Here is a 14075-nt window from a genome sequence, read left to right on the forward strand (position 1 = left end):
TTATGTTTACTGCAACCAACCCGACGACGGGCGAAGTGATTCATCAATACCCAACACACACTTCGGAAGCGGTTTCGACGGCCATTGAAGATGCCCAAGCGGCTTTCCAGGCCTGGCGAAAAACCCCTTTTGCCGAACGCGCGGCCTTGCTGAATAAAGTGGCCGATTTAATGGCCGAAGACGAAGAACGCCTGGCGCGTTTGATGACCGTGGAAATGGGCAAGCCGATTCGCGAAGCCTACGGCGAAGTGCAAAAAGCCGCTTGGTGTGCGCGTCATTATGCCGAGCAGGCCGAAGGCTATCTCGCGCCTCAAGAGCTGGCGTCGGATGCCAGCTTGAGTTATGTGCAACACTTACCATTGGGGCCTTTGTTGGGGATTTTGCCGTGGAACGCGCCCTTTTGGTTGGCGTTTCGTTTTTGTGCTCCGGCCTTGATGGCGGGCAACACCTGTTTGATGAAACACGATTCGCATGTCCCGGCCTGCGCCGAGGCCATCGGCGAACTGTTCGTCAAGGCGGGCGCGCCGAAAGGGCTGATGCAAAACTTACGATTGCACAACGATCAGGTGGCGCAGGTGATTACCCATCCGGCGGTGCAGGCGGTGTCTTTGACCGGGTCCAGTTTTGCCGGCAGTCAGGTCGCGTCTTTGGCCGCCCAACACATCAAACCGGCGGTGCTGGAGCTGGGTGGTTCCGACCCGAGTCTGGTGCTGGCGGACGCCGATATTGAAAAAGCCGCGGAAGTGTTGGCGCTGTCACGCATTATCAATGCCGGACAATCCTGCATCGCCGCCAAACGAATCATCGTCGAAGCGCCGGTCTATGAAGCGTTTATCGACGCCTTTCATCAGCATCTCGCCAAATTGAAAATGGGCGACCCGGCCGACGAAAGCACGCAGGTGGGGCCGATTGCACGGGAAGATTTGCGAGAAGGCTTGCATCGTCAAGTCACCACCACCGTCGAACAGGGCGGGCGCTGTTTATTGGGCGGCGAAATGCCGGTAGGAAAGGGCTTTTTCTACCCGGTGACTTTATTGGTGGATGTGACGCCGGAAATGCAGGCGTCCTGTGAAGAAACCTTCGGACCGATTGCGGTGGTAATGAAAGCGGAATCGGAAGCCGACGCGATGCGGATCGCCAACGACACCCAATATGGCTTGGCGGCGTCGATTTGGACGGCGGATGCCGCGAAAGCGCAACGCATGGCCTCGGACATCGAGGCCGGGCAAGTGGCAATCAACGGCATTGTGAAAACCGATCCGCGTTTGCCGAGCGGCGGCATCAAGCGTTCCGGTTACGGGCGCGAGCTGGGGCCGCATGGCATTTTGGAATTCGTCAATGTGCAGCAGGTTTGGGTGGGGCCAGCCAAAACCTAAAAGGGGCGGATATATTGCGCCTTAAAGTTGATGTTTTTCAAACAGCTTTGGCGCTGTTCGATTCACTAAGGCGGCAAACCCTTGCATCAGACGACGTCGTTTGTTGGGAAGGTGTTCAACGTAAAAGGCGGTGTATTCGATGTGCGGCTGGCCACCGCGCATGCGTTTGAATTGCGCCGCGCCGGAACTGAGGTTCATCATTTTGCCACTTTCGTAGGTGTGTTTTAACAGCACCGCCATCAACAAACGATACAAGCCGAGCGACTTCGGTAAACGGGTGTCGTAGCCGAGAATCGGCGTGGTGATAATGTCGCGTTGCGTGAACAATCCGATGGCGGCCACCACTTTCCCGGTGGAATCGCGAAACGTGTGAAAATCCACCAGGCCTGACTTGTGCAGATGGTAAAGAAAGTCGGCACTGAACTGCGGGTTGTGCATCGAATGCTTGTCGATGAACAGTTGGGTGAAAATCCGTTCGACGTCAGCAAAATCCTCGTATTCCAGTTCGGAGGCCGGTGCGTATTGCAAGATGGTTTTGCGCAACAGGCGTTGGTCGTTTTTGCAATTGTTGCGCTTCCACCAGTCGGTGTTTTCGTTGTCGAACAGATACACCTGTCGAGCTGGAATCAATAACCAGCCTTGGGCTTGCAAACGAGCCATCATATCGCCGTCGGTGCGGGCGTTCAGCGAGCGCAGGCTTATGCTGTGGTCGGGGTAGCGTTGGGTCAGGTCGGCGACCAGCGTTTGCAAGGTGGCGGTCGACCAATCGGGCACCAGATTGGTGGACACCAGCCAGTTATTCAACGACACCGTTTGGTTGATTCTGGCCTGTTTCAGTGCCAGGCTGCCCAATCCGATGGCACCTTTCAGAACCGTTTCCAGAAACACATTATTCAGTAAACCCAGTTCATCCCGCGCATAGGAAATGTAAGCGGTGTAGGGCGAGCAGACGTAGCTGTTGTCGTATTCTGCTTGGTTGACGGTGACGGGCACCCAATCATCTTCAATCTGTTCCAGCATCAAGCGGGTGGTGACGTTGCGAATCGCTTGATGCACGCCTCCGGCGGCTTGTACCGCTTCGAGGTAACGATGCGCCGCCGATACGGGGTGGTTAAGGTGTCTGGAAGGGGTCTGTATTGGGTGACTTGATGGTTCGGTTGAGCGATCAGCCGCGTTTTGTCCGGTAATGAAATCTGTGGGGTATGTCAGGCGATAGGTCAAGGCATCCGTTCCTTATGGAGTCATTATTCGGCGTGGCGACTGTAAACATGCACCCCGCCGTAGATGGCGGAACGATCCTGGCGTGTCCAGTTTCGGTTGGCATCGTCGTCCGTCTGCCAAGTAGCCAAAACACTTTCCGGCAACTTATCTTCCAACGGAGAGGTTTCGCCAGCGGTGCGGAACACCACTTTGGCACCCGGCATGGCGGTGCGATTCACCTCATTCCAGAGTTCCGCCAGTTGGGTTTCGTTCATCCAATCCTGTGCATCCAGGAACAGGTAAGCGTTCAAACTGTTGGCGGGCATGGCTTTCAGGCGTTCGGTCATGGATTGGTGATGCACCTGAATGCGGTCGATGTTCTGCTTTAAGGCGTTGAAATAGGTTTGCTTAAGATAGCGTGGCACCGCCTGACGGTGTTTGATGTCGTATTCGCGATTGAAGGCCTGCCAGGCGAAATAGTTGTCTTCCAACGGGAAATCGCAAGCCAGTCGTCGGGCGCGTTCTTTCAGCAGGTCGTGCATGCCGTGCTGCGCCTGTTTGGATTCCTTGTCCATTTCGTCGAACTGCGCCGGGGGAATGCCCAAGCTGTACATGACCACGGCACGGTTGCAGAGAAATTTCATCAAACGGGTGTCGAACACCGGTGCGACGTGCTCGTCGAACAAGCGTTGCTGTTCCTCGGGCGTGCGGGCCAGCATGACCTGACGGATGTTGTAACCGAGACGTTTGCTGACCCAGTGAATCGACCCGATAAAGCGCCCCAGCAACCCGTGACGGTAAAAGCCGTCGGTGAAGTATTCAATGCGGCGCGGTCCCCAGAAAGTTTCGCGGCTTTCCCAGTAATCAATGGTTTTGTCGTCGAGATGCGGCTTGATGTGGATTTCATAGGCATCCAGGTTTTTAGTGCGGTCGGCGCGGCCGAAAAAATCGAAAAAGGATTCGTGGTCCGGCAGGTGTTTCAGGGCGGCTTTTTTCAGTTTGATGAGGGCGATGTGCGCTTCGTTCAAATCCACCACCGTAATGGCGTTGGGTTCCACCGTCAGGTAATTTAAGGCATTGCAACCACCGGACGAAATGGTGAATATGCGAGAATTTTGGTCCAGTTCCAGTGCGCGAATATCGACTTCCGGGTCTTCCCAGATTTGCGGATACACCAAGCGGTCGAACCATTTGGTGAACAGGCGGTCGAGAAAGCCTTTGCGGGTGAACAGGTGGGTGTTGTTGACGGCGGAGTTGAGTAAATCTTTGGTGGCCGGTTGAGTGGTCGCAGGTGTGGTCATGGTCTCGTGTGCTCATTTTTTGAATATTTCGGCTATGCTAGCCTGAAAAAATGACGCTTGAGTGACCGTAATGTAAAACTTATTTGATGAAAATATGACCGATTTTCAAATGGTTTTAATCCGTTGTCGGTGTTTTAAAAATGCCCAGGCCTGGCCGTTTTTCAAGGTTCTGGATGGTAAGGTAACTCCTATTTTATTGCATAGTGTGGCGGAACCGCTTTGTTAAAATTTCATTCAACGGAGCATTAGAATCCGCTTGAATAAAACGAACTTAAGGAGTCGTTGACATTTTATGAAACGCAAACCTTCCCTCTGGCTGACGGCCGCCTTGTCGATGGCCGCATCAACCGCTTTCGCGTCAGACGCGCAGGACGCATACAGCGCCAGTTTTGAAACCTACGCCAAAGAAGTGCAAGCCTTGCAAGGCGATCATTCGGCCGATAACGCCATTCAAGCTTACGCTCAAGAAGTGGCCAAAGTTGAAAAGCAGGCCGGTTACATCGGCGATGAATTGCCGATTCCCAAAGCCACCAAAGTCATGGACGGTGTCTACACGGTGGTGGGCAGCTTTATTTGGGGTACTCCGACCAATTTCGGATTGAACAATAACCTCAGCGCAATCATCTTCCCGGATGGTGTTTTTGTGTATAACGCCGGGCCGAACGAGGCTGTGGCTTACAGCTTTCATCAGCAAATTAAACGGCTGACCGATAAGCCGGTGAAATGGCTTGCGGTGGAAAATGACCAAGGTCATGCCTATTTGGGTGCCAGTTATTGGTGGGGTGTGGGCGTGAAAAACCTCTACTCGGAAAAAACCGCCAATGAACGGTGGCACGGTAAATTTTCTGGCAATAAAGAACGCTATGCCGCTGGGCGTGGGCGAGCCATTACCGAGCCGGCTTACGATGTCACCGAACATTTCACCACTTTTGAAGGCCAAAAAATCGTGGATGTCGGTGGCGGTGAAACCGTGGAATTGATTAATTTCGGTGGTGGTCATACGCCGAGCATGACGGGGATGTATGTGCCGTCGAAAAATCTGCTGTTTACGGGTGACCTCGGCTTCAACGAGCGCCTGCCGGGACTGCTGCACGACAGTCATTACAAAGACTGGATGGAATCGTTCGATAAGATGGTGTCGATGGTGCCGGACGATGTGGTGGTGGTGCCCGGTCACGGAACGCCGACTGACCTGGCGACGTTAAAACGCCAAACCTACGATTACTTTGCGTATCTGGAAGAACAGGTGCGTGCCATTGTCGACGCAGGCGGTTCTCTGGAAGAGGTGGATGCCATCGACCAATCGCAATATCAGGATCGCCCGGTCTTCGAACAGTTGGCCAAGCCCAATGCCCGTCATATGTATGAAGAGATGATATTGGAAAAATCGAAAAACTGAATCGGTTTTCCGGTTTAAAAAAAACACTCAAAACCGCCAGGCCTGGCGGTTTTTGCGTTTTCAGGGCGCAAAAATTGATGTCGGATAAGTTTTCCGCTTTCCGTGCTTTACCTATGGACGAAAATCCTTAGCATGACACCAAACCCCCTGAGGAGGCGAAGATGAAACCCGCGACACACGCTCATTTGAAGCCGTACGGCCTGAAACGTTATTGGTTACTTTTCTTCGCGTGCTTGCTGGTGGCTCGTCCGGCCATTGCCGCCGAAAGCGTGGGCGATTCCGTGGCGAATTACGCCCAGCCAAGCCAGCCCATCAGCCCCAATAAAATGGCGTAACGTACGCCTTTTCCCGTCACCACCAATACCGCAAACCAAACGAATTTAACCCGCATCACTCCGGCGACCAAGGTCAAGGCATCGCCAAAAATCGGCGCCCACGCCAGCAACAGTGACCAGGTGCCGTAGCGCTGAAACCAATGCTGGGTTTCGGCTAAGGCATCGGGTTTGACCGGAAACCAGCGGCGGTCTTGAAAATGCAATAAGTAGCGCCCTAAACCGTAATTCACCATAGAGCCCAAACTGTTACCGGCCGTGGCCCATAACCATAGGGTGAAAGGGTCTTTTCCGGCGGCGGCCAACCCGACCAGCAGCACTTCCGATCCGGCCGGAAATAAGGTCGCGGCCAGAAACGATAAGGCAAAGAGCGATAAATAAGCGTCCATAGAGAGCGGGCAAGCGGGCTCTATTCAAGCAAGGAATCGGAGCTGGAGGCCGGGCTGAGGCGGTAGATTTTGCCCGAATCCGTCGCCACGTACAGGTGGCCTTGGGGATCTTGTGCCAGGCTGCGGATGCGTTGGTTCAAGTCTTTCAATAAGCGGTGCTCCGCGATGGCTTTGCCTTGCGGGGACAGCACCACCTGGTTCAAATGTCGCAGCACCAACGAGCCGGCAAACAGGTTGCCGCGCCATTGCGGAAATGTCTCGCCATCGTACAGCAACAGGCTGCTCGGCGCGATGGACGGAATATAGACTTTCACCGGTTCAATCATCCCGGCTTGATGCGGCTTGCCGACCGGTTCGTCGCTGCCGTATTCTTTGCCGCGGGAGACAATCGGCCAGCCGTAATTTTCGCCTTTTTGGATGAGGTTAATTTCATCGCCGCCGCGCGGGCCGTGTTCGATTTCCCAAAGGCGCTGATGTCGGACGTCATAGGCCAAACCCTGCGGGTTGCGGTGGCCATAACTCCAGATTTCCGGCAAGGTGCCGGCTTGGCCGACAAACGGGTTGTCCTTCGGAATGCCGCCATCGAGTGTCAGGCGCAGAATGGAACCGGCGTGGTTGTCTTGTTGTTGTGCTTTATGACGACGCCCGCGGTCGCCGACGCTGAAGAATACGTGGCCGCGGTGGTCAAAAGCGATGCGGCTGCCGAAATGGATGTTGCGGTAAGATTCGGATTTGGTGACCAGCAAGTCTTCCCAGTCCACCAGTTCGTCACCTTGGATTTTGGCGCGCGCCAACGCCGTGATGGCGGTGGTCGGCCGGGGCTTGCTGTAAGTAAAATAAATCCAGCCGTTTTGCTTGAAATCGGGCGCGGGTTTGACGTCTAGCAAACCGCCTTGGCCAGTGTCGTACACAAATGGCACGCCCCTTAACCAGGTAATGTCCCCGGTGCGGACATCCAATAGGCCCGCCTTGCCGGCGCGTTGGGTGAAAATCAATCGGTTGTCGTCCAGAAACGCCATGCCCCACGGAATGCCCAAACCGCTGACCACTTCGGTGACGTTAAACTCCGTCGAATCGGCCTGCGCGGGCAAACTGTTCCACCCAAGGCAGAATACCAGTAACCCGTTCAGCCATAGTGTCCGTATTTTTCGTAACCTCATAAGCGGGTCTCCAACCGTTTTCGTCCGATCAGTTTAGAACCCTTGTCACGGCTTTGCAACGGTTCGAGCCCGTTTCAACATTTTTTGTGAAATCGGTTTGTAAGTGGTTTAAACCCAGCGCCGGACGCGTTGTTGGTAGCGCTGATAGCGTTGACCGAAGCGCTCCAGAAAACGTTTCTCCAGCGCTTGAAGGTGGCAACGATCCAGCCACAGCACAAAGGCGGCAACCAGTAACCAGGCGCTCCAGTGACTTCCGGTCAGCCAGGCTTCACCCACCAGAATCAATGTGCCGCCGAGATGAAACGGGTGGCGAACATGTTTGAATACGCCCAGTGTCACCAGTTCGCCGTCGTGTTGGTTGAACCAGGAACGACCGGTGCTTTGCTTGTAAAAACGGGCGCCGCAACTCACCAGTCCCAGGCCGATGACCAGCGGAATGAAACCGGCCCCGGCATAGGGAGACAAGGCTGGGGAGAAGTAAATATGCGACACGGCTATTAAACCGGCCACGGTCGTGAAAGCGGCTAACAGCGTGATGGGCATATCAGCTCCTTTGGTAATTTCGAATCGCAAACACGGGTTGGAAACCGAGTTGCCGGTATAGCGGTTCGCCCATCGACGAGGCTTGTAGCACCATATGTCGGTGGTTACGGTGATGGCGTTGGATTAAAAATTGCATCATTTGACGTGCCAAGCCGCGTCCGCGAAAGCAGGGCTGAACCCCCATTTGATGGACGCCGACGGTGGTGTCGGTGCTTAATGTCAAAGCGGAGGCTGCGGCGTGCCGACCTTGCCAGGCGAGCCAAAGTTCAATCCGGTGATTCGGCATTAAACGCTGGATGACCGAGTGGTCAATTTCGTATTGAAACGCGGTGGAGGCCACGGCCACCCAATGCTGCACATCCTGGTCGGAGGTGACTTGTCGGATGACGACCGTTTCGTCCAGAGTGACGTCGGGCGTTTGGGTTAAATCCAGGTTCATGGCGGTTTGCGGAAATTTCATTTCGAATCCATTCGCCATCAGCGCGCTTTCCAATGGGTGTGTGTCTTGATGAACGGCGTTCCAAATTGGCACGATAGCGGGCGTATTGAGCGCGGTCAGCGCTTCGGCCGTAGTGTCCGGCGAAATATCGTCCAGGGGCTGATTCGTCCAGGCCCGATAAGGCCATTGATCACAAACCTTAAAACCCGCCAGGCCTGGCCGTTTGTCGAGTTTGGCTCCCATGCACTGCCAAAGCTCGGTTAGGTTCTGTAAATTGATTTGCGAGGCGAACTTAATGTCGGACATGGTTTATTCCTTGTTGATGAGAATCACGCCAACCAATAAGGCGACGATGCCCAGCCACCGGCTCGGCGTTAACGGTTTTTGCGGCATATCAAACCAGCCGAAATGGCTGGCGATGACCGCCATGAGTAATTGGCCGCTCAAGGCGAAGGCCATCATCTGGCCGATGCCCATTTTCGGAATCAGAAAATAGAACATTGAGATGGCAAAGGCGCTCAGTACGCCACCGGAAAACCACAAATACCACGGTACGGCGCGGACGGCTTCCCAACTCGGATATTCCCGAGTGGTCAGCAGCACCGACAGGCCGATGACCATTAAACTGGCGGCGAACGCGACCACCGTGGCCAGAAACGGATTTTTCAGCCAAACACCGAGCTGGGCGTTCAAGCCCGCTTGAGCGGCAATGGCCGCGCCGGAAAAAAATGCGATGAGCGATAAACTGTTCATGAGCCAAGCATAAAGTACTTGGCCCTTCGATTTCATTTACATAGGTTGATGAAATCTGGATTTAAGACGAATTAATTCAGTTTTTTGCGGATGCGGCTCAATTGAGTGGGGGTGATGCCCAAATGGGAGGCAATGTGATATTGCGGGATGCGTTCGCTCATGTCGGCAAAATCGGCGAGGAAGCGTTGATAGCGTTGGGTGGCGTTTTCCTGGACGATTTCCACCTCGCGGGCGTCTTTGGCCAGCAACCAGTTTTTTTCCAGATAAGCGATTTGGAAAATCATCAAATCTTGGGATTGGAACAACAGTTTTCGATAGGCCGCAAAATCAATTAACAGCACGTCGGAAGCTTCCAGCGCTTCGAAGGCGAATTGAGACGGTGTATTGGTCAATAACGCGGCCATGGAACCGGGGAACATACCTTCGTCGAAAAAGTTTTTGTTGTATTCCCGGCCGTCGGCATCGAGTGCATAGACCCGAAATAGCCCTTTATAGACGAAAGCAAACGAGGTCGGATGTTCACCGGTGGCATAGAGGGTTTCGCCTTTGCCAAGCGTTCGTGTCGTGCAGAGCGCTCGCAACCGCTGCCAGGTCGCTTCTGAAATCGGCGCATAACTTTCCAGCCGGGCTTTTAAAGCCGCCAGTTTGGGTTCGATGTCATTGTGATGTGAGGTCACGATGCGTCCTTTTTTCGTTGTCGCCAAAAGCCAGTTGAATTTATTATACGAACCTCAAATGAAAAAAATGTTTTTTCATTCGTGCTAGAGTTTATTCTGTAAACGACTCTTTTGGGAGAGATGAATATGAACTATGTTGAATTTGATACGGCTTTGGGTCGAATGCGCTTGATCGGTGATGCGCAGGGCATACGAGCGTTGCATTTGAAAGCGGACGAAACGCCGTTTGTGCCGCCGCAAGATTGGCGTGAGAGCGATGAATGGCTGCTGGATGCGGTGCAGCAATTACAGGCTTATGCCGACGGAAAGCGGCAGCAATTTGATGTTCGGCTCAACCCAGAGGGGACCGATTTTCAGAAACGGGTTTGGCAGGCTCTGTCGGAGATTCCGTTCGGAGAAGTGCGCTCTTATAAAGACATCGCCATGGCCATCGGTAATCCGAAAGCGGTTCGAGCCGTCGGCGGTGCCAACGGCAAAAACCCGATTCCGGTGATTGTGCCGTGCCACCGCGTCATCGGCGCCGACGGTTCCCTGACCGGTTTCGGCTCGGGGTTACCGCTGAAAAAACGGTTGTTGGCACTGGAAGGCATTTAGCCGACGCGAATGGCTTTCAGCAGGCGTCTGAGTTCAGGTGCTTTTTAACCCTTCGCCAGATTTTTGGCCAGTTCAATCAAGTGGCCGTCCGGGTCTTGTAGAATGGCGACTTCGAAATTCCACGGTTTGACCTCCGGTTCGGCACAAATGGTGGCACCTGCGGCCACCGCCGCTTCGAAAGCGGGTTTGACCGAATCCGGTTCCAGAGTAATCTGACTGGCAATGGGCTGGTGCGGCTGGGCGTGCTGATAAGGTTGTCTGATAATTTGTTCGGCAAGTTCATGGGCGCAAAAAGCCAGTGTGGTATCTCCGGTTTCCATTTCGGCATAATCGCCGCCTTCGTGTAAAAAGCGCGGTTCAATGCCAAAAGCTTTTTGATAGAAATCCATCGAACGTTTGACGTCTTTGACGTACAAAATGCTATAGCTTAATTTCATGTGTCTCTCCTGTGTTGAGTTCAAATGGAGTGTACGTCATCCCGAAAAGAAAGAATTGTACGTTTGGGACATGTCATCATTTCACGTCTGGTTTAGGTCAGGTTTAGCCAATCTCTTGGTGTGAGTCCGGTCAGCTGCTTGACGTCTCGATTCATGTGAGCTTGGTCGTAATAACCGGCTTCCAGCGTTGCTTCAAGTAAGGCGTTGCCCTGTTGTAAACGTTCATTCAAACGGTTGAAACGTTGTACCTTGCCGTAAAAGCGTGGTGAGTAACCGAAAGCATGTGTGAACAGGCGGTGGAAGTGGCGTCTGGAAATGTGGAGATGGTCGGCGATCTGTTGAATATTACCTTCGGTGGCTTGCGCAAAATAGGTCAAACGGCGATGGTTGTCTGGGGTTAAACGAGAAACGTTGTTTAACAGCTCGATGGAAAGCCGCTCTGCAAAGGCGGGTAAGTCAAGTTCCGGAGCGGAAAACAGTGCTTTCAGAGAATGAGAGAACGGGAACAGGTCGTTTAAATCACAACGTTGGTTGGTGAGCGACTGCATGGGCATGGCCGTCAATAAACTCAAAGCACCGGGACGGAAGCGGACGCCGAAGAAGCTCTTGCTTCCTTGCACCTGAACACTTTGTGCCTCGGTCATGCTGCCGATCAGAAAGGCGTCGGTGGCGTGTTCTGTATGTTCAAAAACCCAGTCTTGGCAACCATCCGGCACAATCAACTGGGTTTGGGCGTGCATTTCCGCTTGCCAGAAGCAATCCACCACTTGAGATAAGGCGAGCGGTGGTGAGAGTTCTTGATACATGTTTGATGCCTTTGAATCAGCGGAAAATTAATCTTTCCATTTGATCGAACAGCCCATGCTGGGAATTTGTTCGGCGGGACCTTGTCCGGTTTCGGCGACTTGAATCATTGCGTCCAACAGGTCTCGTTTTACGTCTTCCGGCGCGGTTTCTTTGCGTGATGCATCCAGACGACCCCGATATTGCAGCCCTAAGTCGGCGTTGTAAACACTACACGGTAAACAGACAGGGTTATAGACAATGGTTGTGGGCATTGAATAATAAGGCTTTCCATGACTTTGATGAATGTCTATGCCTTTTTCCGTTTTTAGATTAATTACACCTGCAATTTTGTCTATACTTTTTTGGAAGTTATTCTTTCCATTTAATCGAACAGCCCATTGATGGAATTTGTTCAAGTGGACCTTTTCCTGTTTGAGCAACTTGCTTCATTGCCTCAAATAAATCTCGGCGCGTACCTTCTGGTGCCGTTTCTTTTCTTGATGCATCAAAACGTCCTCGGTATTGCAAGGTCATATCTTTTGAAAGCCCGAAAAAGTCAGGTGTGCAGACTGCCCCGTATGCTTTTGCAACAGCCTGTGATTCGTCAATTAGATAGGGAAACGAAAAGCTCATTTCCTCAGAAATGCGAATCATATTTTCAGTCGAATCTTCATCATACAAAGACTGATCGTTAGACATAATGGCTATGGTGTTGACGCCATATTTTTCTTTCAGTTTTGTAGTGTCTTCTACGAGCCTTGGAAGAATCGCTTTGATGTAGGGACAATGATTACAGATGAACATGACTAGCGTGCCATTCGCACCTTTTGCCTTTTCGAGAGTCCAATTTTCCCCGTAAACGTCTGGTAGTTCAAAATCGATTGCTGGCGTATCAAAGGCGCAGACTGGTGTTGTAAGGCTGACCATATTTATTCCTTCTTTTGTTCAAAAAGCAATTTGCCAATCAACCAAATTGATTGACCATAGTTTGAAATAAGTTGCTCTCCTTGACCTAGAAATGACTTGCTACTATCAATACCAGCAAGTTTTAAAGCATCTCCAATTCTAGAGCTTGTTGGGTGGGCATCTCCAAGCCTCATGTCATAAACACCAGCAATTATGCCAAAGACTTCACGAGCTTTTTCAGCTCCTATTTCATTGGCTAATATATCTTCAAGAAGTTTATTTGAACCCAGTTCTTTTTTCTTTTCATGAGTTGCTAGTTTACGTAGTTCAGTCTTATTTAAGCGGTCTGAAAACACGCGAACAAGTTCCTTAGCCAAGGAAAGTAAAGAAGGTTGATCTTTACTAACGAAGCGAGAAATTTTTTGAGTTATTTCCACTTCATTTGTCTTGTGTGAGAAAAGCTCAACCTTGAATCTTCTTTTGAAACCTTTTTCCAGCATTTTCATAACTTCGAGTAACAATACCTCAACAGCTTCAGTTGATGCAGGCTTGGCTTCAACTTGAGACGCTAATAGTTCTTTTGAAACTTTACCGTCGGGTACGAGGTTGTGGGCAGCCCAGATATGCTGCTCCCACGCATTAAGGCGGGTTATATCACAGGCATAAACGGTAATTAAATCTGAATCATTTAACCCAAAATGAATTTGATATCCCGATGTGGATTTAATGCTGCCTGTTTTAGATGTATACCACTCTAAGTAGAAGCCTCGATGGTTCAGCAATTCAGTTACTATGCTAGAGTTAAACCAAAGCCATCGCCCAACATCTTCATTATTTAAATTTGCAGAAGGTAATCGAGTCCCATCAGTTTCGACTATAAACTGAGGAAGGGTGTCATCGTTATCACGTCTAACACGAATGCTTTTTCCTTGATGGTTAATCCATTCGTCACGCCAAAACTCTCCTTCTATTCGAGTACCAGAGTAACCTTCATGATAGCCTGATGATTTTTCATAATCAGTATTAACGTCGTTTTCTACACCCATGACTGGAGCATCGTCTTCTTCATCAACGTCAGTACGCCAGATTCGCATGGCAGACCAGTTTCCACCGTAAATTTGTTCTAGGGTTCTAATCCGTAATTCAAATTGCCCATCATCTCGTTGTTCTTGAACTTCTTCTAAGCTCTCATAAGGGCTATCTTCAAGTGAATCGACATTCTCTACTCGTTGACGGTAATAAGAGAGTCGAAGAGAAAGGTTTCTTGCCGCTAAATAATCAATTAGAAATGAACGTTTAATTTCGATTAATTGATGATTTCCTTCGTCATCAATTATCTCACGGGCGACAACAGCAAAATCTTCTTCAGGTCTTACCCAGCCGGAACCTTCTTTGATTAGACCAAGGGCAACAATTAAATCTGGATTAAGAATCCATACTCTTTTGCCAACCACGGGTTGGTAGTGTTCAAAAACTAGATTGATACCTATAGGTTCTTTATCATTACGCTGATACTGTTCAATTGACGCATAATATCCATCTTCATAAGCGTATGGCTCCACATTGTGACCAATTCCAATATCTCCCCAGCTAAGGTTATTAGCAATTTCGTGTTGTTCTGGCGGAAATGCTACTGACCCACAGCCAAAAAATTCGCAGGTGTAACCTATGCTCTTAATATCACCATGTTCAGTATTTTGGGAGGCTCTTAAAGGTATCCAGGTCGAATTAGAAAATGTTCGACGTGTATCTTTGTTTTGGAGTATCCAGTCAGTTTTCATGA

17 protein-coding genes are annotated in these 14075 nt (G+C 51.1%); 4 read left to right on the forward strand and 13 right to left on the reverse strand.

Translation table 11 applies throughout. The features are described from left to right. Positions 1 to 2: 2 nt before the first annotated feature. On the forward strand, positions 3 to 1376 hold the full coding sequence (locus AC0KH7_RS00990; RefSeq protein WP_472369900.1) for an NAD-dependent succinate-semialdehyde dehydrogenase: 1374 nt from the start codon (positions 3 to 5) through the stop codon (positions 1374 to 1376). A 21-nt stretch (positions 1377 to 1397) separates the two neighbouring features. Here the strand turns inward: AC0KH7_RS00990 and AC0KH7_RS00995 are convergent, their stop codons facing one another. Then, positions 1398 to 2597, reverse strand: coding sequence for a GNAT family N-acetyltransferase (locus AC0KH7_RS00995; protein WP_472369902.1), 1200 nt, complete (start codon positions 2595 to 2597; stop codon positions 1398 to 1400). 23 nt (positions 2598 to 2620) lie between these two features. Next, entirely contained in the window at positions 2621 to 3877 is a 1257-nt protein-coding gene (locus AC0KH7_RS01000; protein WP_472369904.1) for a BtaA family protein, read from the reverse strand. Between the two features lie 292 nt (positions 3878 to 4169). Here AC0KH7_RS01000 and AC0KH7_RS01005 point away from each other — a divergent pair, with 292 nt between their 5' ends. After that, complete coding sequence (locus tag AC0KH7_RS01005) at positions 4170 to 5276, forward strand: MBL fold metallo-hydrolase (RefSeq protein ID WP_472369906.1); 1107 nt, start codon at positions 4170 to 4172, stop codon at positions 5274 to 5276. A gap of 161 nt (positions 5277 to 5437) precedes the next feature. Continuing rightward, positions 5438 to 5611: a hypothetical protein gene (locus AC0KH7_RS01010; RefSeq protein WP_472369908.1), complete on the forward strand. Its 174-nt coding sequence runs from the start codon at positions 5438 to 5440 to the stop codon at positions 5609 to 5611. Here AC0KH7_RS01010 and AC0KH7_RS01015 read toward each other — a convergent pair. The 6 genes from AC0KH7_RS01015 to AC0KH7_RS01040 all read right to left on the reverse strand — a co-directional run bounded on the left by AC0KH7_RS01015 (position 5566) and on the right by AC0KH7_RS01040 (position 9569). Next, positions 5566 to 5997 carry a YqaA family protein gene (locus tag AC0KH7_RS01015; protein ID WP_472369910.1) on the reverse strand — a complete coding sequence of 144 codons (432 nt, stop codon included), beginning with the start codon at positions 5995 to 5997 and terminating at the stop codon, positions 5566 to 5568. The genes AC0KH7_RS01010 and AC0KH7_RS01015 overlap by 46 nt on opposite strands. A gap of 20 nt (positions 5998 to 6017) precedes the next feature. Next, a complete protein-coding gene (locus tag AC0KH7_RS01020; protein WP_472369912.1) occupies positions 6018 to 7157 on the reverse strand; it encodes a PQQ-dependent sugar dehydrogenase in 1140 nt (379 codons plus the stop codon). Between the two features lie 108 nt (positions 7158 to 7265). Beyond that, positions 7266 to 7700 carry a methyltransferase family protein gene (locus AC0KH7_RS01025; RefSeq protein ID WP_472369914.1) on the reverse strand — a complete coding sequence of 145 codons (435 nt, stop codon included), beginning with the start codon at positions 7698 to 7700 and terminating at the stop codon, positions 7266 to 7268. 1 nt (position 7701) lies between these two features. Then, positions 7702 to 8445, reverse strand: a complete 744-nt coding sequence (locus tag AC0KH7_RS01030) for a GNAT family N-acetyltransferase (RefSeq protein ID WP_472369916.1) — start codon at positions 8443 to 8445, stop codon at positions 7702 to 7704. 3 nt (positions 8446 to 8448) lie between these two features. After that, on the reverse strand, positions 8449 to 8892 hold the full coding sequence (locus AC0KH7_RS01035; RefSeq protein WP_472369918.1) for a DMT family transporter: 444 nt from the start codon (positions 8890 to 8892) through the stop codon (positions 8449 to 8451). A gap of 71 nt (positions 8893 to 8963) precedes the next feature. Next, a complete protein-coding gene (locus AC0KH7_RS01040; RefSeq protein ID WP_472369919.1) occupies positions 8964 to 9569 on the reverse strand; it encodes a Crp/Fnr family transcriptional regulator in 606 nt (201 codons plus the stop codon). A gap of 126 nt (positions 9570 to 9695) precedes the next feature. Here AC0KH7_RS01040 and AC0KH7_RS01045 point away from each other — a divergent pair, with 126 nt between their 5' ends. After that, complete coding sequence (locus tag AC0KH7_RS01045) at positions 9696 to 10163, forward strand: methylated-DNA--[protein]-cysteine S-methyltransferase (RefSeq protein WP_472369921.1); 468 nt, start codon at positions 9696 to 9698, stop codon at positions 10161 to 10163. Positions 10164 to 10207: 44 nt separating this feature from the next. Here the strand turns inward: AC0KH7_RS01045 and AC0KH7_RS01050 are convergent, their stop codons facing one another. The 5 genes from AC0KH7_RS01050 to AC0KH7_RS01070 all read right to left on the reverse strand — a co-directional run bounded on the left by AC0KH7_RS01050 (position 10208) and on the right by AC0KH7_RS01070 (position 14073). After that, entirely contained in the window at positions 10208 to 10600 is a 393-nt protein-coding gene (locus AC0KH7_RS01050; RefSeq protein ID WP_472369923.1) for a VOC family protein, read from the reverse strand. A 92-nt stretch (positions 10601 to 10692) separates the two neighbouring features. Continuing rightward, positions 10693 to 11406, reverse strand: a complete 714-nt coding sequence (locus AC0KH7_RS01055) for a DUF6597 domain-containing transcriptional factor (RefSeq protein ID WP_472369925.1) — start codon at positions 11404 to 11406, stop codon at positions 10693 to 10695. A gap of 27 nt (positions 11407 to 11433) precedes the next feature. Then, the gene (locus AC0KH7_RS01060) at positions 11434 to 11658 is read right to left on the reverse strand and encodes a thioredoxin domain-containing protein (RefSeq protein ID WP_472369927.1); all 225 of its coding nucleotides are present in this window, start codon (positions 11656 to 11658) and stop codon (positions 11434 to 11436) included. Positions 11659 to 11755: 97 nt separating this feature from the next. After that, positions 11756 to 12313, reverse strand: a complete 558-nt coding sequence (locus AC0KH7_RS01065; protein ID WP_472369929.1) for a thioredoxin family protein — start codon at positions 12311 to 12313, stop codon at positions 11756 to 11758. 2 nt (positions 12314 to 12315) lie between these two features. Next, positions 12316 to 14073 (reverse strand): hypothetical protein, encoded by a 1758-nt coding sequence (locus tag AC0KH7_RS01070; protein ID WP_472369930.1) that lies wholly within the window; start codon positions 14071 to 14073, stop codon positions 12316 to 12318. Positions 14074 to 14075 lie beyond the last annotated feature (2 nt).

The organism is Hydrogenovibrio sp., assembly GCF_965140365.1.
In the GTDB taxonomy this organism is placed as follows: Bacteria; Pseudomonadota; Gammaproteobacteria; order Thiomicrospirales; family Thiomicrospiraceae; genus Hydrogenovibrio.

Bases quoted from the DNA above. Each gene is read 5' to 3' on its own strand.
- AC0KH7_RS00990 (WP_472369900.1), top strand. From the start codon at position 3: ATGTTTACTGCAACCAACCCGACGACGGGCGAAGTGATTCATCAATAC.
- AC0KH7_RS01000 (WP_472369904.1), bottom strand. From the start codon at position 3,877: ATGACCACACCTGCGACCACTCAACCGGCCACCAAAGATTTACTCAAC.
- AC0KH7_RS01005 (WP_472369906.1), top strand. From the start codon at position 4,170: ATGAAACGCAAACCTTCCCTCTGGCTGACGGCCGCCTTGTCGATGGCC.
- AC0KH7_RS01010 (WP_472369908.1), top strand. From the start codon at position 5,438: ATGAAACCCGCGACACACGCTCATTTGAAGCCGTACGGCCTGAAACGT.
- AC0KH7_RS01015 (WP_472369910.1), bottom strand. From the start codon at position 5,997: ATGGACGCTTATTTATCGCTCTTTGCCTTATCGTTTCTGGCCGCGACC.
- AC0KH7_RS01020 (WP_472369912.1), bottom strand. From the start codon at position 7,157: ATGAGGTTACGAAAAATACGGACACTATGGCTGAACGGGTTACTGGTA.
- AC0KH7_RS01025 (WP_472369914.1), bottom strand. From the start codon at position 7,700: ATGCCCATCACGCTGTTAGCCGCTTTCACGACCGTGGCCGGTTTAATA.
- AC0KH7_RS01030 (WP_472369916.1), bottom strand. From the start codon at position 8,445: ATGTCCGACATTAAGTTCGCCTCGCAAATCAATTTACAGAACCTAACC.
- AC0KH7_RS01035 (WP_472369918.1), bottom strand. From the start codon at position 8,892: ATGAACAGTTTATCGCTCATCGCATTTTTTTCCGGCGCGGCCATTGCC.
- AC0KH7_RS01045 (WP_472369921.1), top strand. From the start codon at position 9,696: ATGAACTATGTTGAATTTGATACGGCTTTGGGTCGAATGCGCTTGATC.
- AC0KH7_RS01050 (WP_472369923.1), bottom strand. From the start codon at position 10,600: ATGAAATTAAGCTATAGCATTTTGTACGTCAAAGACGTCAAACGTTCG.
- AC0KH7_RS01055 (WP_472369925.1), bottom strand. From the start codon at position 11,406: ATGTATCAAGAACTCTCACCACCGCTCGCCTTATCTCAAGTGGTGGAT.
- AC0KH7_RS01060 (WP_472369927.1), bottom strand. From the start codon at position 11,658: ATGCCCACAACCATTGTCTATAACCCTGTCTGTTTACCGTGTAGTGTT.
- AC0KH7_RS01065 (WP_472369929.1), bottom strand. From the start codon at position 12,313: ATGGTCAGCCTTACAACACCAGTCTGCGCCTTTGATACGCCAGCAATC.
- AC0KH7_RS01070 (WP_472369930.1), bottom strand. From the start codon at position 14,073: ATGAAAACTGACTGGATACTCCAAAACAAAGATACACGTCGAACATTT.